The following is a 20,092-nucleotide window of genomic DNA, read 5'->3' as shown; positions in this document are numbered from 1 at the left end:
TTAGGCTTTACTTTTTTCGAATAAAGTCTTTCGATAACCAACCCAGTTGATTAAAACCACACCTATTAGAATCACTATTAAGGCAAGTATCTGTTTTGTGCTTATGGTTTCTTTGGCAAATAACCAACCTAAGAAAACTGCTATAACTGGGTTTACATATACGTAAGTCCCAACTTGTATCAAGGAACGCTTGGTTATTAGCCATACATAAGCAACAAAAGCGAGTATTCCAAAAACGATAAGATATCCCAAACTCAACCAAGAAGCTAAAGATATATTACTAAAAACAAAACCTTCAGTCTCTTTCGTTAAATATGATAGTATTAAACAAAACAAGCCTGCACTTATCATTTGTAAAGCGACATTCATTAAGGTAGGTAAATCAGTAGGGTAGTATCTAGAAAACAAAGAACCCAATGCCCAAGATATTCCTCCGGCAATAATTACTATTACCCCCAAAACAAAATGGTCTGAAAAAACAGATTCATTGACATCAAAAAGAATTATAACCCCAGCAAAACCAATAATCAATCCCAAAAGCGAACTAACATTTGAAAAGTTTTCTTTCCACTTTGGATAATCCAAAATCAAGAACCAAAAAGGCAAACTGCAAACTACTATTGAAGCAATTCCAGAAGGAACAAATTGCTCAGCCCACATGACTGACCCTGTTCCTCCAACAAGTAAAAGAGTTCCGTAAATTGAATTTTTGAGTATGGCTTCCTTACTTGGTTTCTTTAAATTTCCTTGCGCTTTTATTAAAATCAGTAAAAGTAAACCCGCAATTACAAATCGCATTCCCATCAACATAAATGGCGGAATGGTTTCAAGTCCCAAAAAGATAAAGAAATAAGTACTTCCCCAAATAATAAAAATAGCCGCAAAAGCGAGATAGATAAGAAATTGATTTTCGTTTTTAGACATATTATTTTGGGCTATTTTATAAAACAAAAAAATGATTCCTTTCTGAAAATTGAGTTTCCCCAAGATTCTTAAGAAGTCACTTTTTTGATTTAAAAGGAATAAAAAATATTTTTTAGGATTTCAACTGAGATACAATTGCTTTAATTTCTTGCTCTTTACTTTTGGGATAAATCAACAAGACTGAATCTTTATCTACTATAATGTAATCATCAAGTCCATCAACAATTACTTGTTTTCCTATAGCTGTTCTAATGATATTATTCGATGCGTTTTGCAGCAAAACTACTGCATTTACAACGGCATTATTATTATCGTCTTTTGGTAGTTTCTCATGTAGTGATCCCCAAGTCCCTAAATCATTCCAATCAAAAGTAGCTGGAAGGACGTAGACATTCTTGGCGTTTTCCATGATAGCATAATCAATGGAAATATTAGCTGCTTTAGGATAATTCTCTTGAATAAAGTCACTTTCTTTATCCGAATTATATACATTAAACCCTTCCATAAAGAGAGCAAACATTTCTGGCTGAAATTCTTCAAAAGCTTTCAAAATAGATCGCACGCTCCAGATAAAAATACCGGCATTCCACAAATAATTTCTGCTTTGAATAAAACCTTTTGCTGTTTTGGAATCAGGTTTTTCTCGAAACTGGACAACCTTTTTTATCGAACGGCTATCTAATTTATCAAATTCAATATAACCATAACCAGTATTTGGAGCAGTTGGTAAAATTCCCAAAGTCATCAACGATTCTTCTCTTTCACATAAATCAAAAGAACGTTGCAAATTGGCAACAAATTGCATTTCATCTTCAATCCAGTGGTCGCTTGGAGCGACGACCATCACTGCATTTGGATTTATTTTTTTTATTTTCAAAGAAGCGTACAAAATACAAGGAGCCGTATTTCTCATCGCAGGTTCTAAGACAATTTGTTCTTGAGTTACCATTGGCAATTGTTCCAAAATCAAATCATTGTAACTTTCGTGAGTCAGAATCAAAATATTCTCTTTCGGAATGATTTGTGATAATCTACTAAAAGTTTTCTGAATTAAAGTTTCCCCTGAACCCAACATATCATGAAATTGCTTCGGAAATTCTCTCGTACTTACTGGCCAAAATCGCGAACCGATTCCTCCTGCCATCAATATTGCGTAATAATTTTTGTTCATTTTATTTTATTTTATTTGCCCTAACAGCAAATCATTTTTATCCGGGTAACAACTCTACCTCGGCATTGGGGTTAAATAAATACAGACGCCCGGTGCTAACTTCCAAACATTCGTATCGCTTGGTTCGTATGGCTATCTTCTTGAAAACTTTACCATTAGAGATTCTAAAAACGCTACCGTAAGGAATCTCAAAGATATAGTTTTTATCATTTGGTTTGTCATACTGCTTTAAGGCCAATGCTAATGTGGCATCAGTATCGCTACTTGCAGTAGGATTTTTGAAATGCCTAGCCAACAAAGGTAACAAATGATTTGGAAAAATCTCTGGTCGAATATACGGTATCATCAACCTTTGAAAAGAATGTTTCCATTCATCTCCGTGTGGTTTAATATGTCTACCAAATTTCTCAAATGCCACCAAATGTGAAATTTCATGAATCAACGTAATCAAAAACTTGTATTTATTGAGACTGGAATTAACCGTAATCTCGTGCTTCCCATTCAAACCTTTTCGATAATCTCCGTGACGGGTTTGCCTCTCATTTACAATTTTGAGATGCACTTGATGCGTAACAATCAGTTCAAAAACTGGCTTTACGGCATGTTCCGGCAAATATTTTAAAAGTGTTTCTGGCAAAACTAGTTATAAGGATTTGGGTTGGAATTTAGAATTTTACAATTCTTACGGATTTGTCGAAGAAACTGGCAAAACTTTACCGTTAAAATATTTATTTCCCGTAAGCGTAAAATCATAAATGTAATTGGCCATTTCACTAGCTGATAGTGGCGCTTGATATCCAGGAAATGCTTCTTGCAACATTTCGGTTTGTACAGATCCTAATGCCAAAACATTAAAAGAAATCCCCTGTTCTTTATACTCTTCAGCCAGTAACTCAGATAGCGTAATCACAGCTCCTTTACTGGAACTGTAAGCTGCCAATCCAGCAAACTTAAGACTTCCTTGCACCCCCCCCATAGAACTTATGGTTACTACGTGACTGCCTTTTTGCAAATAAGGCAAACAAATGCGTGTCAAATTAGCAACGCCAAAAACATTGACTTTATATATATTTTCAAAATCATGCTGTGTCGTTTCCGAAAAAGGTCTTAATAATAAGCTACCAGCATTATGAACGACAGCATCAATGCTTTTCCAAGATGCAGACAGAAAATTTGACACTTTTTGCAACTCTGCCTCATTCGATATATCTACTGAGAGACATGTTATGTTTTTATGTAAAAGCAAAGCTTCATTTATTTTTCTTGAAATAGCAAGCACTTGATGTCCAGCATTGGCAAATTGCAAAGCCAACTCAAGACCTATTCCCCTACTTGTTCCCGTAATAATAATATTTTTCATGTAGCAAAAATAGTCAAAACAGTTAAAAAACTGTACTTTTAAATTTTAAATAATATATTTTTATCCTTTTATAAAAAGACAAAAAATACAACTCTAAAAATAAAATAAGAACCGTAAAAATTGGAGTTTCATTAAAAAAAAACGAATACTGCCAATTGTTTTTTACTTTCGTAAATCCAAGCTAAACCGGATATTTTGGCCGATAGAAATGGGGCAGTATAGAAGTACCAGAAAATCAATATCCGAGTCAAAGAGCCAAAAGAAGAAATTAAAATTCTAAAAAAAGATATTGATCTCAAATAATACTGGAATATTTAAAAAACAACACTAGACTTTTACTTATTTTTGCAAAAAAACAACCCATCTAGAACTATAAAAATGATTGAAAACATACAATTTGAAGTAGCAAAAAATTCAGACATTGAAGGAGTAATAGCCTTACAAAGCATTTATTTAGTTTCGAATATGACCGAAGAAGAAAAGGCTTCAGGGTTTGTAACCACTCCATTTTCGATAGATCAATTGCAAGAAGTAATTCGACAAGAAGGTTTGTTTATTGCCAAAGACAACAACAAAATTATTGCTTATATCTTTGCTGCAAGTTGGGATTATTTCAGTCAATGGGCTATTTTTAATCATATGACTCCAATGCTGCCTGGTCTTTCTTTCAAAGATTTTAAGATGACTGATCGCAATACTTTTCAGTATGGTCCTATTTGTATTGACAAAAAATATCGAGGAAAAGGTTTAATTAATCCTTTCTTTGATTTTATGAGAACACACCTTGTGAAACGTTTTCCAATAAGTATAACTTTTATCAACAAAACCAATATACCTTCTCAAAAAGCACATATTGAAAAACTGAAATGGGCTATTATTGGCGATTTTGAATTCAACAATAACAACTATTTTATTTTGGGTTATGATATGAGTCAACCTTCTATCTAATTGTTTTCTTAGCTTAATACTAAAATTAACAGCATTTTGTTGGCTGCAATATTAAACCATATAAGTCATATAAGCTTAATTTGAATAAAATAAAGTAAAATCGAAAGTTCATTTTAGTATAATTACAACTCAAAAAATTTTTTTACTTATAATCACTTTTTTTATTGATTTCAAAAACCATCCTTCTTCTTCACTTATATGACTTATATGGTTAAAATTAAATGCTTTCTTTTTAGAATGTAGCGGTTTTTTTTAAATACTTTTTATAGACTTTTCGGGCCTGAAAACAAGCCAAGACTACAAAAAACAATGGTATAACAATTGGTATAATAATTTTGGAATAATTCAATATTTTTTGGGAAAGCGAATCCAATAAAACGATTACAGCTAGCATTCCAAAAAAAGCACCAAGTAAAGTACCAAAAATATAATGAAATTTAAGTTTTTTGGATAACGATATGTGTTTGGCATTCATTAGGTACAAATTCCAACCCATCCAAAAAGGTATTTGAAGAAAATTCAATCCGCATAAAACGAACCCAATCAAAAAGGGAGAATATTGAATGTAATCTTCCAAATAATTATGTTCTTGAGTCGTTTGATTCGAATAGGCATAAAATACATAAGCAATCAATAAAAGAAAAAAGACCGCAAAGAAATCGATGCTTTTCATCAATTTTTTATTTTCTGCCAATTGGTTTGAAAAAATAACAGTAAAATAAATGACAACTGCTTCAATAACAATCACGCCCAATAAATAAGAAACCAAAGCGTTTATTCCTAATTTAGACAAAACCTCAACTCCAATAATATTCAAATAACCCAAGGGTAGCGAACCTAAAAAACTCACAATAAATCCAACAATTAAATTTTTTATAGCTTTCATTTATTGGAAATTTACAATTCTCTTATTTTGCTTTTGATGCAAACGGTATTCTTTCATCCCTTCTTTGTGTGCCAAATACGGAAAGCCCAATTTACGGTTGGCTACACTTATTTCATACATATAGGTAATGTGCCTTGCCAATTCTTTCCAAGCAAATAGCAAGGAATGTTCAGGGTCATAAATATGAGTTGGCTCGCTTGCTGCTCCATTTAACTCGACCACCGAGAAACTTTTCCCTTGTTCTAATTCCTCAAAAGTGTTGTACATTATATCCAACCTTCCAAAATGAAAACCAGGAATTTGCATACACATTTCGTTAAAAGTGTCGGTAAGTTTTGGTGTTACCCTATGACTTCCATCTATAAATTTGGCTCCACGAGCATGATTCCCATAAGGCACAAGATTTATTTTTTCGCCTACAGGCAAAACCGTCTGCAATTTACTTCCATATTCTTGCTTTAGCACTTTTAACTGCAATTCGTATCTAGGATTTTGTTTTATCAATTCCTCAATAGTTGCCACTCCATTTCCGGTAATTATTAGAAATTCCTTAGCGACTATACCTGTAATTCTTCCTTTCTTTTCGTGTGGATAGCGTACATAAAAAACACCGACTTCATTTTCATACGGAATCAAATCCTGCACAATAAAATCAAAATAAGCACTTTCAGAATACTGTTTTAAATCGGTTGGAGTTACTATTTTTTTAACGGCAGACCCTCTCAAACCAATATCCGGTTTGGCAATAAAAGGATATTTAATTCCTGCATTTTCTAATATTTTACTAATCTCTTCAACAGAAGTTCTGGCTTTCACCAATTCGGTTTTGGGATAATAATTTTGAGGAATCAAATTATAAATTTGCTTTTTACTTTCCATCATAAAACCGCCATTTTTAATGGTTGGATTGGAAGCATTGAAGAAAAAAATAGATTTCGCCTTAATCGAATAATACGCCCATAGGAAATAAATCGGTATATAAACGATTTGAAAAGGCCAATACTCCCAGTGTGTCAATTTGTGAAAGAATAGTTTCAATTTTGTAATTATTTTATAAACTTATCAAAGTTATTAGATGGAAATAAACGTTTTAGAATATTCTTTTTCAGCAATCAAGTCTAAATAATTCATAATAACCTTATTCTTCTCAATTACCGATTGGGTAATACTTAATGTTTTCAATTGATTGTTTCGATTAATTACCAAGCCATGTTCATTGTTATTTTCTTCCGTATAACGATGAAAATGCAGCATTTTGTCTTGTGTAATTTCAGGATTGGCATCTAAAAAAGAATAAAACCAATTCGAACGCTGCTCTCGAATGTCTTTTGAATAAAGGGTTGACGAAGACCAAACATAATTTTTATCAGTATTTAAAGTTGTAGTTGATTTTTCGGCTCCATTCCAGCGCAATTGAAAAAGCAGTTTTTCCTGAAACAAAACTAATGTAAAAGGTTCGATATTTTCTAAATCAATTTCATCCCAAAATTGCTTTGGCGAAGCACTACTAATCATCTCTAGCACAATCAAACCGCGGCTTTTTCGATAATGTAATTGAACTTCATGCTTTTCATCGGCTCCATTGAGTAAGACCAAAACGGTTCCGTTTTCGTCTACCACATACCAAGTTCCCCCTGCTTTGGAGTCTTTTGGATAAATAATATTTTTTCCGTTCAAGGTGTAATTTTTGGGCGGAATTGCAGTCGGTCGCATTATTTTTTCATCACGATTGGACGTAATGATAATTTTACCATTCGAGCAAACAAAACTTACTGTACACATTGTTTCCTGTATTCGATTGTTGAACGAGCCACCCCAAAATTGGAATCAACCGTTATTTTTTCAGACTTTAAAATTGCTACTTTAATCAATGCTTGGTGATGAATACAATGTTCCAAATTATATAGCAACTCTCGGTAATAGTTACTTTAAATTTTGATAGCAATACCATCCATCATTTGGTGCAATTCTAAATTTTTATTTTCTTTTAAAATACCGTCTTTGACATCCAAAATTGCTTGAATTGCAAAATCTGTATTGGTTTGAATCAGTTTATTTCGATCTCTTTTATCATAATTCACGATTCCTGAATTATAATTCCGATTCAAACACTGAAACATTTCAACGATATGCCGAGTATGCTCACCAATACTAGAGCCACTCAATTCAAAACAAGGTTCCAAATATTCCTCTTTAGACAATTGGTTGAGCAATTCAATCAATTCATCAAGACTATTATTTATAGATGGAATTAGCATATTATAATTTTAAGAGGTTAATCATTTTACTTTTATTCCAATAAATTAATGCAAGACAACAAAGAAAGGTAATTATTGCTAAAATAAATAACTCTCCTCTATCATTTTTCACTTCTATTCCTAATACAAAAAGATGCGAAAAAATAGCGCCAAGCATTACTCCTGCACCCAACAAAGCCCCCAATAAAGTTGTTCTTGGAATCAGAATTAAGATAGCAGCGATTAACTCGGCTACTCCCGATCCAATTCTGCCATACGGCTCTATTCCCAAGGTCGAGAAAATATAAACACTCTCTTCTGCAGCCGTAAATTTAAAATACAGCGTTTGCAATAAAATGATTGCAGCAGTTAGCCGAAACAACCATTGTACAATTGATATTTTCATGATTTCTATTTTTTAATTTTCTTCCAATTGGCATCAGCTTTTACTTTCAAACTGGTTTCATCCTTGTTCCAGCTTTTTAGGGTGTTGTTGAAATAAGCATTATAAAACAGATACAATTTGCCATCAATAACTTTAAAAGTTTCCGGATTAATTTCGACTTTTTCTCCAGCACTTCCCATAGCATAAGCACACCAACCACCGTATTGTGGCTCGAAGGAAGCTGGATTTTTCAAGAAAATTTCTTTATTTGCAGTTGAAGAAAATTGATACATCACTCCATCATAAGTAATTGAAATTTCTTTTCTCCCTTTCATGGCCTTATTTTGTTTAAAATAAGACACGGGATCGAAGCCTTGAATGGCAACTTTATTTTCCAAATTATATTCGGATAGTTTTTTGCTTGCACTTTGTGCAAATGTGGTTGAGAAAGCGAAGACAACCAACAGCAGTACTATTACTCTTTTCATAATAACTATTTTTTTGTTTATCGATTTTGATATTACAAATGTAAAGCAGTAAAAAAAGCTAAAATGTCGGGTAGTTTACATTGGAGGCAAATTTTTCTAAATCAATTGACTGCCTTGGCAAAACCAACCGTGTCACGATATATTTGAGGCGAAACTTCGGCATTGGTTTTAAAAAAGCGACTAAAATAATGTTCATCATCATACCCGAGTTCATAGGCAATTTCTTTGACTGGTTTATTTGTCAAGTATAATTCACGTTTAGCTTCGATAATAATGCGTTCTGCAATTAAATTGGTCAATGTTTTATTGAAGTGATTTTTGGTGATTTTCGCTAAAGCTTTTGGAGAAATATTAAGTAAATCAGCATAATCACTGGCAGAATGTTTGGTTTTGAAATTTTGTTCAATGAAATTTTTTAAATTTTGAAGAATAAATGGTGCCGTATTTTCTTCTATTGGAGCAGACTCTTTTGGTTGCTGTTCTTTTTTTAGTCGAGAAGCGGTAATGAGGAAAATTTTCAAATAGGAAATTAACAATTCATATTGTGCTAACGCAGGATTTTGCATTTCAATCTTCATTTGTTCCAAAACCATATTGAATGTGGCTTTAGCAGCCTCATCAATCAACACATACGGTGGTTCATAAATATTATTAAACAAAACCCCATTACAAGCTACTTCGTCATGGTGCTTCATAATACAAAAAAAATCGGGATGAAAATGAATTACTTTCCCTTCTATAGCAACGTCAGATGATAACATAAAAGGCTGATAGGGTGCAAAAGCCAACAATTGATTTTCTGAAAAATCATATTCTGAAAAATCTACTTTTACTTTACCTTCCCCTTTTTGAACCCAAATTAATGAATAATAATTCAATCGCTGAATATGATCAAAACAAGAAATGCTTTCAAAAGAAAAAAGTTTGAAAGCCAAATTTCCGTTTTGTGGATTGACTAAAGTAAACGTGGATTGATCTATCATACTATTTAATTTATAAACAAATTTAATTCAAACGAGAATCTTTTAATTGGTTTTTAAGATTCTCAGCCATGACAATTATTTAAATTTTCTATCCTTCTCCTCTATTGGCAAATCATTGATACTGGCAAAGCGTTTGCGCATCAAACCATTTTCGTCAAATTCCCAGTTCTCATTTCCGTAGGCGCGAAACCATTGTCCTGCTGCATTTCTATATTCATACTCAAAACGAACTGCCATTCTATTTTCGCGAAAACCCCATAATTCTTTTTTGAGTTTATAATCGAGTTCTCTTTCCCATTTGCCTTTCAGGAATTCTTTTACGGCTTCACGACCATTAATAAAATCGGTTCTATTACGCCATTCCGTATCAACAGTATAGGCCAAAGCAACACGCTCTGGATCTTTACTATTCCAGGCATCTTCGGCCAATTGTACTTTTTGCAAGGCAGTTTCCATATTAAATGGAGGAAGTGGATGTCTTTGTTCCATGATAATTGAGTTTATTTAAAAAGAATGCAAACCAAATTAAATTGATTTGCATCTTTTGATTTCAAAAAAATAAAAATTATAAAGCGGGTGCCAAAGGAAAATCAACTGGCACTTGTGTCAAATTATGTAGATAATTCAACGCTGTTTTATCACTCACTTGAAGTATCAAATCTACTAAATTCTCATTTGTAAAACCCTGTGCAAAGAAAGCATCTACTAAATCTGAATTAGCGTTTCCTCTTGTTTGTGTAATTTCAGCTGCCAATTGAACCAAAGCATTCAATTTTGCATCAGTAGATTTTCCTTTACGAATGTCCAACAATTGTTCATCTGTAAAACCATTCATTTTCCCAATAACGGTATGGGCACTTTGGCAATAAATACAATTGTTAACTTGGCTTACAATTAAATTTACCGCTTCTTTTTCTTTATTGGACAAAGAGGTTTTAGCATTTTGATAGGCCAAATATTTTTCTAACCCATTTTTTGAATAGCCAATCGTAGCATATAAATTGGGAACAAATCCTAATGCTTTTTGTAAATTATCAAAAATTACTTGATTGTTTTCTGAAACTTCTGATCTTGTTGGAACTGAAAATGTTGTAGTTGTCATCTTATTTATTTTTAAAAATTGCTTGTCTTTATTGACATTACAAAGATGCAACAGCTTTAAAAGTTATAAAATGGATAATAAACGCAAGGTGGTGGACAATTTTCCTTCCTCAAAAGAAGAAGTTAGAAAACTATAATTTGGTAATATCTTCAATGATAATTTCTTTACGATTGTAGTACAACAATCCATTAGTTTCCATTTCATTTAGCAATTGAGTGGTTGTTTGTCTTGAAGTACAAATAATTTGAGCCATATCATTCTGGGTGAGATAATTTTCAATAACAACTCTATTATCCGTTCGCTTGCCTTCTCTTTCGGCCCAATCTTTTAAAAATTGATACAACCGGGTTTTGGCATCTTTAGAAATTAAATTAGCATAATTGTTTTTAATGCGCTTCATTTTCAATCCTACAAACTTGGTATATGACAACGCCAAACTAGGATTTTGAAGCAATAAATTTTCAAAATCGGAAAGTAGGAAACTACAAATAATAATTTCATCGGTCAATGCCTTTGCATATTCATTGGAATTCACATCATTTTCCAAAGTCAGTTCGCCAAACAAATCGCCTTTTTGAATAATATCTTTGATGGTTTCGTTCCCGTCTTCATCGACAGCAACAATTTTGATACTTCCTTTTTTAAGTAGAAAAACCCGAGGCACATCGGAGGAAGAAAAATAGATAACATCACCTTTTTTGGCTTTTTTAAAACCTGTAATGATGCACAACTGCTTAATTTGTGACATACTCAATGTCCAAAATAATTTGTGATCTCGAAGATACCAATATTTTAATTCGTCGTACATAACTATTTAAAAGTGTGTTGCTAATTCGTGTAAAAATAAACAAAGTCGCTTTTAAAAAATGCATCTACCAAATAAAAAATCCAAACTCGAAAATTCAAGTTTGGATTTATATATTGAGTAAAAAAAATAATTATGAAACTAAGGTTCTTGAAATCACAATACGTTGAATTTCGGAAGTCCCTTCATATATTTGAGTAATTTTGGCATCACGCATCATACGCTCTACATGATACTCGGCTACATAACCATTTCCGCCATGAATTTGTACGGCTTCAATAGTAGTATCCATAGCAGTTTGAGAAGCAAACAATTTCGCCATTGCTCCTGATTGGGAAATGTCCATTCCTGCATCTTTTTGGTATGCCGCATTAAAACACAACAATCTGGCAGCCGAAATTTGAGTTGCCATATCAGCCAGTTTGAAAGCGATGGCTTGATGTTTGAAAATTTCTTTTCCAAAAGCCTTACGTTCCTGTGAATATTTTAAGGCCAATTCGTAAGCTCCTGTTGCAATTCCTAATGCTTGGGATGCAATACCAATTCTTCCACCGTTTAAAACTGCCATTGCAAAATTAAATCCAAAACCATCAGCTCCAATTCTATTTTCCTTAGGTACTTTTACATCATTAAACAATAAAGAATGTGTGTCTGAACCACGAATACCCATTTTCTTTTCTTTCGGACCAATGTCAAATCCAGCCCAACCTTTTTCAACAATAAAAGCGTTGATTCCTTTATGTCCTTTCTCTACATCGGTTTGAGCAATTACTATATAAGTTGAGGCCGAAGCGCCATTAGTAATCCAGTTTTTGGTTCCATTCAATAAATAATGATCTCCTTTGTCAATCGCTGTAGTTTTTTGAGAAGTTGCATCTGATCCAGCTTCTGGTTCCGATAAACAAAATGCTCCAATTACCTCTCCTTTGGCAAGAGGAACCAAATATTTCATCTTTTGCTCCTCATTACAATATTTTTCCAATCCTGCACAAACCAATGAATTATTTACAGACATAATTACAGCTGCCGATGCATCAATTTTGGCAATTTCTGAAACGGCTAAAACATAAGAAACGCTATCCAGACCTGAACCTCCATATTTTGGATCAACCATCATTCCCAGAAAACCTAGCTCGGCCATTTTTTTGACTTGTTCGGTAGGAAATTTAGAGTGCTCATCTCTTTCTATTACGCCTTCCAACAATTCAGTTTGAGCAAAATCTCGCGCTGCTTGCTGTATCATCAATTGTTCTTCGGTTAGATTAAAATCCATAATAATATAAAATAAAAATTGGTTTTTGTTTTAAAAATGTTGTCAAAGGTAATTTTTAATTATGAATTTTTCAATTTTGAATCGTAAATTTGGCCTATGAAAAAAGATTACTATAACGTTATCGGAGTGATGTCAGGAACTTCGCTTGATGGAGTCGATTTGGCTCATATTCAATTCGAAATAAAAAATGATAAATGGGCATTTGAAATCTTGGAATGCGAAACCATTTCTTACGATTCTAGTTGGATTTCAACTTTAAAAACAGCAGTAGATTACACTGAAAACCAACTTGAAGAATTAAATAAAAACTATACTCAACTTCTGGCTTCCATCATTGTTCAATTTATAAATAAGCATGACATTCAAGATTTAGATTCGGTATGTTCCCACGGACACACTATTTTGCATCAGCCACAAAATGGATTTACACTTCAAATTGGAAATTTACCTGAAATTGCAAAACTGACACAGCAAAAAGTAGTTTGCGATTTTAGAATCCAAGACGTGCAATTAGGAGGACAAGGTGCACCGTTGGTTCCAATTGGAGATGGCATCTTATTTTCGGAATATGATTATTGTATGAATCTTGGCGGTTTTTCAAATGTGTCTTTTGAAGAAAACAAGACCCGAATTGCTTTTGACATTTCGGCTGTCAACACGGTGCTTAATTTTTATGCCAATCAGTTGGCTATGGATTATGACGACAAAGGTCAAATTTCAAGAACAGGCAATTGTTCAATTGATTTACTGAATGAATTAAATGCTTTGGATTTTTATCAAAAAAAACACCCGAAATCATTGGGCTTTGAATTTGTAAAAAAAATTATTTTACCCATCATAGAACGTTACCCAATATCCATTGAAGATAAATTGCACACCTATACAGAACATATTGCCGTTCAAATAGCATTGGCTTTGCCCAATAAAAAAGGAAGCATGTTAACTACTGGAGGTGGCGCTTATAATAACTTTCTAATTGAAAGGATTCAATTTCACTTGCCAGAAATGCATGTGATTATTCCGTCGAAAAAAATCCTGGAATTCAAAGAAGCACTAATTTTTGCATTACTAGGAGTTTTAAAAATACGTGGGGAGATAAATGCGCTTCAAAGCGTAACTGGCGCGAAACACGATCACAGTTCCGGAATAATTTATAATTATTAAAAAAAGCTTTCTATCTTTTAATAAAAATATTTTAATCATTTTCTCTCTTATCTCTATTAACAAATGTTCAATAAGCAGCAATAGAATAATCAGAAACACAAACTTAATACATTTTCCTACTTTGAATGTAAGTGATTATTTACTAGATCATTGCGTTTTTATAAGAAAAAATGAACTACAACGTTATAAAATACACATTTAATAAAAAAAAGCTGCCACGACCTGTCGTTTATGATAATTTAACATTATTTTTGCTCGAAATTATAAATTATCATCATTGTGAAAAAAATATTATTGGTAATAACATTAGTTATTTCTTCCTTATTCTCTGAGGCAAATGCTCAAAAACAAATCGTATTTGAAGGGGTAACTATCCCTAGAACAATGAAATTTGAAAACAAAACACTACAACTGAACGGTGCAGGGTCCAGATCAAAAATGTGGGTTGAAGTATATATCCAAGCTTTATATTTAAGTCAATTATCACAAGATCCGAAAGAAATCATCAATGATAACTCAGAAATGTCAATTCGTATCGAAATTACTTCTGCATTGGTTTCATCTGGTAAATTAACTAGAGCTATGAATGCCGGATTCGAAAAATCAGCAGGTGACAAATTCGAAGCTTTAAAACCAAAAATGGAATTATTGAAAAGTTTTTTATCTGATGAAATCACTAAAGGGGATGTATTCGAATTAACTTATAATCCAATCGACAAATCAGTTTGGGTGATAAAAAACCGTGAATTAAAAGGAAAAGTTGAAGGTATTGAATTCAAGAAAGTATTTTTCGGAATTTGGTTGGGAGACAAACCAGTTGATGAAGATTTGAAAAATAGTTTATTAGGTATCTAATACCCATTTTTGCAATTCACAAAACATATAAATACCACATTTACAAAATGAGCATGATTTAAAATTGGTTGCCAATACCAATACCATCATGCTAATTTTGCATAAAAGACCTTAAAAATAAAAGTGCTTTTGTATCTATTTACGATATAGAAGCATTTTTTTTATGGAGATATTGCGAGTGCAAAAAAAAAAAATATCAAATACATATTTCTCATAAAACCTTTTATATATTTGCCAAAAATAAATATATCACAATAATATGAAAGATTTATTGCAGCAATTTGAAAATAAAGCCCCTGAAATTATTTTCAACTGGAAAGATTCCGAAACCGAGGCTGAAGGTTGGACTGTAATCAACTCCCTTCGTGGTGGAGCTGCAGGTGGCGGAACCCGAATGAGAAAAGGGCTTGATATGAATGAGGTTTTGTCATTGGCAAAAACCATGGAAGTGAAATTTTCAGTTTCTGGACCAGCGATTGGCGGTGCTAAATCTGGAATCAATTTTGACCCAAACGACCCTCGCAAAAAAGGTGTTTTGCAACGTTGGTACAAAGCGGTTTCCCCATTATTAAAAAGTTATTACGGAACAGGTGGCGATTTGAATGTGGATGAGATTCACGAAGTAATCCCAATGACCGAAGAATGTGGTGTTTGGCATCCACAGGAAGGTGTTTTTAACGGACACTTCAAACCTACCGAAGCCGATAAAATCAATAGAATTGGACAATTGCGTCAAGGAGTAATTAAAGTAATCGAAAACCCAAAATTCTCACCTGATGTAACCAGAAAATATACCATTGCCGATATGATTACCGGTTATGGCGTTGCCGAAGCAGTACGCCACTTCTACGATATTTATGGTGGTTCTGTCAAAGGGAAGAAAGCCATCGTACAAGGTTTCGGAAATGTAGGATCGGCTGCAGCCTTTTATTTAGCCGAAATGGGAGCCAAAATTATTGGTATTATTGATAGAGACGGAGGATTAATCAACGAAGAAGGTTTTACTTTTGAAGAAATAAAAGCATTGTTCCTTGCTAAAGACGGAAACAAATTGGTTGCCGATAAAATGATTCCTTTTGAGGAAATCAACCAAAAAATCTGGACTATTGGTGCCGAAATATTTACACCTTGCGCTGCTTCAAGATTGGTCGCCCAAAATCAAATTGATAGCTTAATCGCGAATGGATTGGAAGTAATATCATGTGGAGCCAACGTTCCATTTGCAGACAAAGAAATTTTCTTCGGTTCCATTATGGAAGAGGTAGATCACAAAGTGAGCTTAATTCCTGATTTTATCTCGAATTGTGGAATGGCTAGAGTTTTTGCTTATTTCATGGAGAAAAAAGTACAAATGACTGACGAAGCCATTTTTAACGACACTTCCGAAACAATCAAAAAAGCCATTGCCAAAGCATACGACTTAAACAACTCTAAAACAAACATTAGTGCTACGGCATTTGAAATTGCTTTAAAGCAATTGACATAATACAATCATTTGACTCAAAATAGTCAACACGGATTGAACAGATTTAAAACTGTTTGCTCCGTGTTTTTTTTGTTTATAAAGTTTTCTTATTAAACCCAGAATCCGCAATAGAAATCTACTGTAGGTCCTGGGTTTACTTTTTATAAAAAAATATCGAATTGCTGCAAAACCCCCAATCAATGGCCAATCCAACCAAAAACAGTTACTAAATACATCATTTATGCTATATTATGCTTCAAATTTACTACCAGCATTTTCAATATACATCTACTTTTATACAAAATATTTTCACTGTTTGACAGTACATTAACTACAGTAAAACAATATCTTCCGAATTTAAATTTTCGAAATAATATTACTTTAAAAACAACCTTTAATTCTATAAAAACAACTTGAACAACTAATGCAACCCTCAAATTACAACCTATTATAACCAAAAAAATAATTATTAAAAGGAAATCATGAAAAAAATAAGTATGATTACATTAGCACTATCAATTGCATTAGGATTTGCATCCTGCTCTGACAATCCGGCTCTTGAAACAGAAACTCAATCAGTAAGTACTGCACCAAATAATAATACCAGTAAAGTCGCTGCTGCTCCTTGGGTAAAACAATTTGAAGACACTTTTAATGTGGGCGCTACACTTTCACAATGGACAAAAGCACAACGTACTGATTATAACTCAAAATATTGTGACTATAACAGTTCTGTGCCTTCAATACAAACAAGAGACGGAAAAGGATGTTTAGAAATTAAGACCACGAAGCTAAGTGCAACAAAATATCAATCGGGTCTAATTAAGTCTAACTATCAGTATAAGCCAGAAAACAACACAGAATACATGCTCTCCGCTAATATTAAATTAATAGCTATGGATGGTGCTAACTATAAATCATTCACAGACACTTACGGGGCTTGGCCTGCTTTCTGGAGTGTTCAAGAAAATGCTTGGCCAGTTCAAGGTGAAATTGACATCATGGAAGGTTATTCGTTTGCGCCAAATGTATCTCGCTTTACTTCTAATCTTTTTTATGGAACAGCTTCGGGTACAAACCAATTAGGAAACACAGCTGAAAGAAACTATCCAAGTACATTTAATCTAAATGGGAATAACGGATGGCATTTGTACGAGTCCTTTTGGAGTATGAAAAACAACGTGGTTACGGTAACTATAAAATTAGATGGAGCGACTGTTTCAACCTATACTAATAGTAGCGTATCTAAGCTTAATTTAAATAATTTTGGGCCGCATAATATAATTTTCAATTTGAATGTAGGATCCAATGATTCGAATTTTATAGATCCGAATAAAATAAATTTATTTTCTACTGTCATGATGTGGGTAGATGACGTTACAGTCTATAAAAGATCAATCTAAAATAAATTACATATTCATAACTTATCTATAAGGGGGCCAAAAAGAAAATAAACCATACAATGACATATAAACAAACAATAACCATAGGGCTTTATACCTTACTAACAATTGGAACTATTAACGCTCAAAAAAAGTCTTATTTAGACAAAACAAAGCCAATAGAAGAGCGTATCAATTTACTAATGAAGCAAATGACTCTAGAGGAAAAGGTGGGTCAAATGAACCAGTACAATGGTTTTTGGGAAGTGACAGGCCCTGCCCCCAAAGGAGGAAATGCCGAATTAAAATACAAACATTTGCGTGACGGCTGGGTAGGCTCAATGCTTACTGTTCGTGGCGTGAAAGAGGTAAGAGCAGTTCAAAAAATTGCGGTGGAAGAAACTCGTTTGGGCATTCCATTGATTATTGGGTTTGACGTAATTCACGGGTACAAAACATTAAGTCCAATTCCGCTAGCAGAAGCAGCAAGCTGGGATATGGAAGCAATAAAAAAATCAGCTCAAATAGCGGCGGATGAAGCCTCGTCTGTGGGGATTAACTGGACTTTTGGGCCTAATGTCGATATTTCTAATGATGCGCGTTGGGGACGTGTAATGGAAGGGGCTGGAGAAGATCCTTATTTAGGAAGTAAAATCGCTACGGCAAGAATAACTGGTTTCCAAGGAGATTCCAGAGCTGATTTAGCTAAAGTAAACACGATTGCGGCTTGTGCAAAACATTTTGCTGCCTACGGTTTTGCCGAGTCCGGTCGTGATTATAATACTGTAGATATTAGTAATTCTAAACTATATAACACGGTTTTACCTCCGTTTAAAGCAACTATAGATGCTGGTGTCCGCACGTTCATGAACTCTTTTAATATTCTAAATGGCATTCCTGCCACTGGGAATTCTTTTTTACAAAGGGATATTCTAAAAGGAAAATGGAAATTTGACGGTTTTGTGGTTTCAGACTGGGCTTCGGTTCGTGAGATGATTGCACACGGATTTGCAAAAGATGGTGCAGAAGCTACCCAAAAAGCAGTAAACGCGGGTTCTGACATGGATATGGAATCCCATTTATATGTGGAAGAGTTGGTGAATTTAGTAAAAACCGGTAAGGTCAGCGAAGCTTTGGTTGATGATGCAGTTCGCAGAATTTTGCGTGTGAAATTTGAGTTAGGATTATTTGACGATCCGTATAGATATTGTGACGAAAAAAGGGAGAAGGCAACCATTGGAAGCAAAGCCAACAATGAAGGTGTTTTGGATATGGCCAAAAAATCGATTGTCCTTTTAAAAAATGAAAAAGGGTTGCTTCCGCTAAAAAAATCAGGACAAAAAATTGCTTTAATTGGAGCTTTGGCCAATGATAAAAACAGCCCATTGGGAAGTTGGAGAATTGCTTCAGATGACAATACAGCTGTTTCTGTTCTAGAAGGAATGCAACAATACAAAGACAATCAATTAACCTATGAAAAAGGATCTGATTTAACCGTTGGAAAAACTACTTTCTTAGACGAATTGGTTTTCAATACCACCGATACAAGCGGATTTGAAGCTGCCAAAAAAACAGCATCTATTGCTGATGTGGTAGTCATGGTTTTAGGAGAACACGGATTTCAATCTGGTGAAGCTCGCAGCAGAACCAATCTGGATTTACCTGGAAACCAACAAGAATTATTAGAGGCAATTTATAAAGTAAATCCAAATATTGTTTTAGTTTTAAATAATGGAAGACCATTGTCAATTCCTTGGGCAGCAACACACATCCCTACCATTGTAGAGGCTTGGCAACTAGGAACACAAACTGGAAATGCGGTTGCTCAAGTGCTGTATGGAGATTACAATCCTAGTGGAAAACTGCCAATGTCCTTCCCTAGAAACGTAGGTCAATGTCCAATTTATTACAACAACTACAACACCGGAAGACCAACAGATGTTGATAAAAATGTATTTTGGTCGCACTTTTCCGATGTTGAGAAAACACCACAATTCCCTTTTGGTTTCGGATTGAGCTATACCACTTTTGAATATAAAAATCTAAAAATAAATAAAGCCGCTTTTGCAAAAGGAGAGCCTGTAGAAGTTTACGTAGATGTTACAAACTCTGGAAATTATGACGGAAAAGAAGTAGCACAATTATACATCCAAGATGTTGCTGCTAGTTTAGCCAGACCTGTAAAAGAATTAAAAGGATTCGAATTAATCAATCTGAAAAAAGGAGAAACCAAGACAGTAACCTTTGTGCTAACTGATAAAGAGCTAGGATTTTTTGATAACGATGGAAACTATTTGGTAGAAGCTGGTACTTTCAAAATTATGGTCGGAGGAAGCTCTGACAAAGGACTGGAAGGTCACTTTGAATTGCAGTAGGCCTACTTTATAAAATAATTCATTTGCCTATTCCAGACATAAGTACTTTTTCGCTATTAAGTGTTTAGTTTTTTTTTACTAAAAAACAGTTAATGAATGGTTTAAACTATTTTTCGCCACACCCGATAACAATCGAGAGTGGCGAAATTTTTCATTGGTATAATCTGTTTTTTTTGATATAAATTGCATCGCCATTTACACCCAAATTATTTCACAATGTTCAGTAACAAAAAAAGCACTATATTCCTCTTTTTCCTCTTTATCACGTCGAGTTTGTCTTCTCAAAACA

At 33.7% G+C, this 20,092-nt stretch carries 21 protein-coding genes; 6 read left to right on the top strand and 15 right to left on the bottom strand.

All coding sequences use genetic code 11. The features are described from left to right. The 4 genes from KZH69_RS07005 to KZH69_RS06990 all read right to left on the bottom strand — a co-directional run bounded on the left by KZH69_RS07005 (position 1) and on the right by KZH69_RS06990 (position 3,455). Positions 1–924, bottom strand: coding sequence for an EamA family transporter (locus KZH69_RS07005; protein ID WP_219316743.1), 924 nt, complete (start codon positions 922–924; stop codon positions 1–3). A gap of 112 nt (positions 925–1,036) precedes the next feature. Continuing rightward, positions 1,037–2,095, bottom strand: coding sequence for a mannose-1-phosphate guanylyltransferase (locus KZH69_RS07000; protein WP_219316742.1), 1,059 nt, complete (start codon positions 2,093–2,095; stop codon positions 1,037–1,039). A gap of 37 nt (positions 2,096–2,132) precedes the next feature. After that, positions 2,133–2,732, bottom strand: coding sequence for a SprT-like domain-containing protein (locus KZH69_RS06995; RefSeq protein ID WP_219316741.1), 600 nt, complete (start codon positions 2,730–2,732; stop codon positions 2,133–2,135). Between the two features lie 45 nt (positions 2,733–2,777). Then, positions 2,778–3,455 carry an SDR family NAD(P)-dependent oxidoreductase gene (locus KZH69_RS06990; protein WP_219316740.1) on the bottom strand — a complete coding sequence of 226 codons (678 nt, stop codon included), beginning with the start codon at positions 3,453–3,455 and terminating at the stop codon, positions 2,778–2,780. 378 nt (positions 3,456–3,833) lie between these two features. Between KZH69_RS06990 and KZH69_RS06985 the strand changes: the two genes are divergently transcribed. Continuing rightward, positions 3,834–4,403, top strand: coding sequence for a GNAT family N-acetyltransferase (locus KZH69_RS06985; protein WP_219316739.1), 570 nt, complete (start codon positions 3,834–3,836; stop codon positions 4,401–4,403). Between the two features lie 232 nt (positions 4,404–4,635). Here KZH69_RS06985 and KZH69_RS06980 read toward each other — a convergent pair whose 3' ends face one another. The 11 genes from KZH69_RS06980 to KZH69_RS06930 form a co-directional block, all read right to left on the bottom strand. Next, positions 4,636–5,289 carry a hypothetical protein gene (locus KZH69_RS06980; RefSeq protein ID WP_219316738.1) on the bottom strand — a complete coding sequence of 218 codons (654 nt, stop codon included), beginning with the start codon at positions 5,287–5,289 and terminating at the stop codon, positions 4,636–4,638. Continuing rightward, positions 5,290–6,327, bottom strand: coding sequence for an ATP-grasp domain-containing protein (locus KZH69_RS06975; protein ID WP_219316737.1), 1,038 nt, complete (start codon positions 6,325–6,327; stop codon positions 5,290–5,292). A gap of 33 nt (positions 6,328–6,360) precedes the next feature. After that, positions 6,361–7,071: an NRDE family protein gene (locus KZH69_RS06970; RefSeq protein ID WP_219316736.1), complete on the bottom strand. Its 711-nt coding sequence runs from the start codon at positions 7,069–7,071 to the stop codon at positions 6,361–6,363. Between the two features lie 146 nt (positions 7,072–7,217). Beyond that, entirely contained in the window at positions 7,218–7,547 is a 330-nt protein-coding gene (locus KZH69_RS06965) for a hypothetical protein (RefSeq protein WP_255557665.1), read from the bottom strand. 1 nt (position 7,548) lies between these two features. Further along, positions 7,549–7,932, bottom strand: coding sequence for a DoxX family protein (locus tag KZH69_RS06960; protein ID WP_219316735.1), 384 nt, complete (start codon positions 7,930–7,932; stop codon positions 7,549–7,551). Positions 7,933–7,937: 5 nt separating this feature from the next. Further along, on the bottom strand, positions 7,938–8,399 hold the full coding sequence (locus KZH69_RS06955) for a YHS domain-containing (seleno)protein (protein ID WP_219316734.1): 462 nt from the start codon (positions 8,397–8,399) through the stop codon (positions 7,938–7,940). A gap of 101 nt (positions 8,400–8,500) precedes the next feature. Next, positions 8,501–9,382 carry a helix-turn-helix domain-containing protein gene (locus tag KZH69_RS06950; RefSeq protein WP_219316733.1) on the bottom strand — a complete coding sequence of 294 codons (882 nt, stop codon included), beginning with the start codon at positions 9,380–9,382 and terminating at the stop codon, positions 8,501–8,503. 75 nt (positions 9,383–9,457) lie between these two features. After that, positions 9,458–9,871 (bottom strand): nuclear transport factor 2 family protein, encoded by a 414-nt coding sequence (locus KZH69_RS06945; RefSeq protein WP_219316732.1) that lies wholly within the window; start codon positions 9,869–9,871, stop codon positions 9,458–9,460. Between the two features lie 76 nt (positions 9,872–9,947). Beyond that, positions 9,948–10,484 carry a carboxymuconolactone decarboxylase family protein gene (locus KZH69_RS06940; protein WP_219316731.1) on the bottom strand — a complete coding sequence of 179 codons (537 nt, stop codon included), beginning with the start codon at positions 10,482–10,484 and terminating at the stop codon, positions 9,948–9,950. 130 nt (positions 10,485–10,614) lie between these two features. Next, a complete protein-coding gene (locus KZH69_RS06935; protein ID WP_219316730.1) occupies positions 10,615–11,292 on the bottom strand; it encodes a Crp/Fnr family transcriptional regulator in 678 nt (225 codons plus the stop codon). 130 nt (positions 11,293–11,422) lie between these two features. Next, positions 11,423–12,562 carry an acyl-CoA dehydrogenase family protein gene (locus KZH69_RS06930; protein WP_219316729.1) on the bottom strand — a complete coding sequence of 380 codons (1,140 nt, stop codon included), beginning with the start codon at positions 12,560–12,562 and terminating at the stop codon, positions 11,423–11,425. A gap of 96 nt (positions 12,563–12,658) precedes the next feature. On the opposite strand from KZH69_RS06930, the gene KZH69_RS06925 reads away from it, so the two are divergent. The 5 genes from KZH69_RS06925 to bglX all read left to right on the top strand — a co-directional run bounded on the left by KZH69_RS06925 (position 12,659) and on the right by bglX (position 19,803). Then, entirely contained in the window at positions 12,659–13,726 is a 1,068-nt protein-coding gene (locus KZH69_RS06925; RefSeq protein WP_219316728.1) for an anhydro-N-acetylmuramic acid kinase, read from the top strand. A gap of 279 nt (positions 13,727–14,005) precedes the next feature. Further along, positions 14,006–14,581, top strand: a complete 576-nt coding sequence (locus tag KZH69_RS06920) for a chalcone isomerase family protein (RefSeq protein ID WP_219316727.1) — start codon at positions 14,006–14,008, stop codon at positions 14,579–14,581. 259 nt (positions 14,582–14,840) lie between these two features. Continuing rightward, the gene (locus tag KZH69_RS06915) at positions 14,841–16,067 is read left to right on the top strand and encodes a Glu/Leu/Phe/Val dehydrogenase dimerization domain-containing protein (protein WP_219316726.1); all 1,227 of its coding nucleotides are present in this window, start codon (positions 14,841–14,843) and stop codon (positions 16,065–16,067) included. A 461-nt stretch (positions 16,068–16,528) separates the two neighbouring features. After that, positions 16,529–17,449, top strand: a complete 921-nt coding sequence (locus KZH69_RS06910) for a glycoside hydrolase family 16 protein (RefSeq protein ID WP_219316725.1) — start codon at positions 16,529–16,531, stop codon at positions 17,447–17,449. 59 nt (positions 17,450–17,508) lie between these two features. Then, complete coding sequence (gene bglX, locus KZH69_RS06905) at positions 17,509–19,803, top strand: beta-glucosidase BglX (RefSeq protein WP_219316724.1); 2,295 nt, start codon at positions 17,509–17,511, stop codon at positions 19,801–19,803. Positions 19,804–20,092: the final 289 nt, after the last annotated feature.

Origin of the sequence: Flavobacterium taihuense (assembly GCF_019351435.1) — a bacterium.
Classification (GTDB): Bacteria; Bacteroidota; Bacteroidia; order Flavobacteriales; family Flavobacteriaceae; genus Flavobacterium; species Flavobacterium taihuense.
Note: the sequence above shows the minus strand (reverse complement) of the source record. Positions and strands in the feature narration are given on the sequence as shown.

Coding starts and splice junctions, on each gene's coding strand:
- KZH69_RS06930 (WP_219316729.1), bottom strand. CDS start 12,562: ATGGATTTTAATCTAACCGAAGAACAATTGATGATACAGCAAGCAGCG.
- KZH69_RS06925 (WP_219316728.1), top strand. CDS start 12,659: ATGAAAAAAGATTACTATAACGTTATCGGAGTGATGTCAGGAACTTCG.
- KZH69_RS06935 (WP_219316730.1), bottom strand. CDS start 11,292: ATGTACGACGAATTAAAATATTGGTATCTTCGAGATCACAAATTATTT.
- KZH69_RS06990 (WP_219316740.1), bottom strand. CDS start 3,455: ATGAAAAATATTATTATTACGGGAACAAGTAGGGGAATAGGTCTTGAG.
- KZH69_RS06950 (WP_219316733.1), bottom strand. CDS start 9,382: ATGATAGATCAATCCACGTTTACTTTAGTCAATCCACAAAACGGAAAT.
- KZH69_RS07005 (WP_219316743.1), bottom strand. CDS start 924: ATGTCTAAAAACGAAAATCAATTTCTTATCTATCTCGCTTTTGCGGCT.
- KZH69_RS07000 (WP_219316742.1), bottom strand. CDS start 2,095: ATGAACAAAAATTATTACGCAATATTGATGGCAGGAGGAATCGGTTCG.
- KZH69_RS06945 (WP_219316732.1), bottom strand. CDS start 9,871: ATGGAACAAAGACATCCACTTCCTCCATTTAATATGGAAACTGCCTTG.
- KZH69_RS06940 (WP_219316731.1), bottom strand. CDS start 10,484: ATGACAACTACAACATTTTCAGTTCCAACAAGATCAGAAGTTTCAGAA.
- KZH69_RS06965 (WP_255557665.1), bottom strand. CDS start 7,547: ATGCTAATTCCATCTATAAATAATAGTCTTGATGAATTGATTGAATTG.
- KZH69_RS06910 (WP_219316725.1), top strand. CDS start 16,529: ATGAAAAAAATAAGTATGATTACATTAGCACTATCAATTGCATTAGGA.
- KZH69_RS06915 (WP_219316726.1), top strand. CDS start 14,841: ATGAAAGATTTATTGCAGCAATTTGAAAATAAAGCCCCTGAAATTATT.
- KZH69_RS06960 (WP_219316735.1), bottom strand. CDS start 7,932: ATGAAAATATCAATTGTACAATGGTTGTTTCGGCTAACTGCTGCAATC.
- KZH69_RS06980 (WP_219316738.1), bottom strand. CDS start 5,289: ATGAAAGCTATAAAAAATTTAATTGTTGGATTTATTGTGAGTTTTTTA.
- bglX (WP_219316724.1), top strand. CDS start 17,509: ATGACATATAAACAAACAATAACCATAGGGCTTTATACCTTACTAACA.
- KZH69_RS06955 (WP_219316734.1), bottom strand. CDS start 8,399: ATGAAAAGAGTAATAGTACTGCTGTTGGTTGTCTTCGCTTTCTCAACC.
- KZH69_RS06985 (WP_219316739.1), top strand. CDS start 3,834: ATGATTGAAAACATACAATTTGAAGTAGCAAAAAATTCAGACATTGAA.
- KZH69_RS06970 (WP_219316736.1), bottom strand. CDS start 7,071: ATGTGTACAGTAAGTTTTGTTTGCTCGAATGGTAAAATTATCATTACG.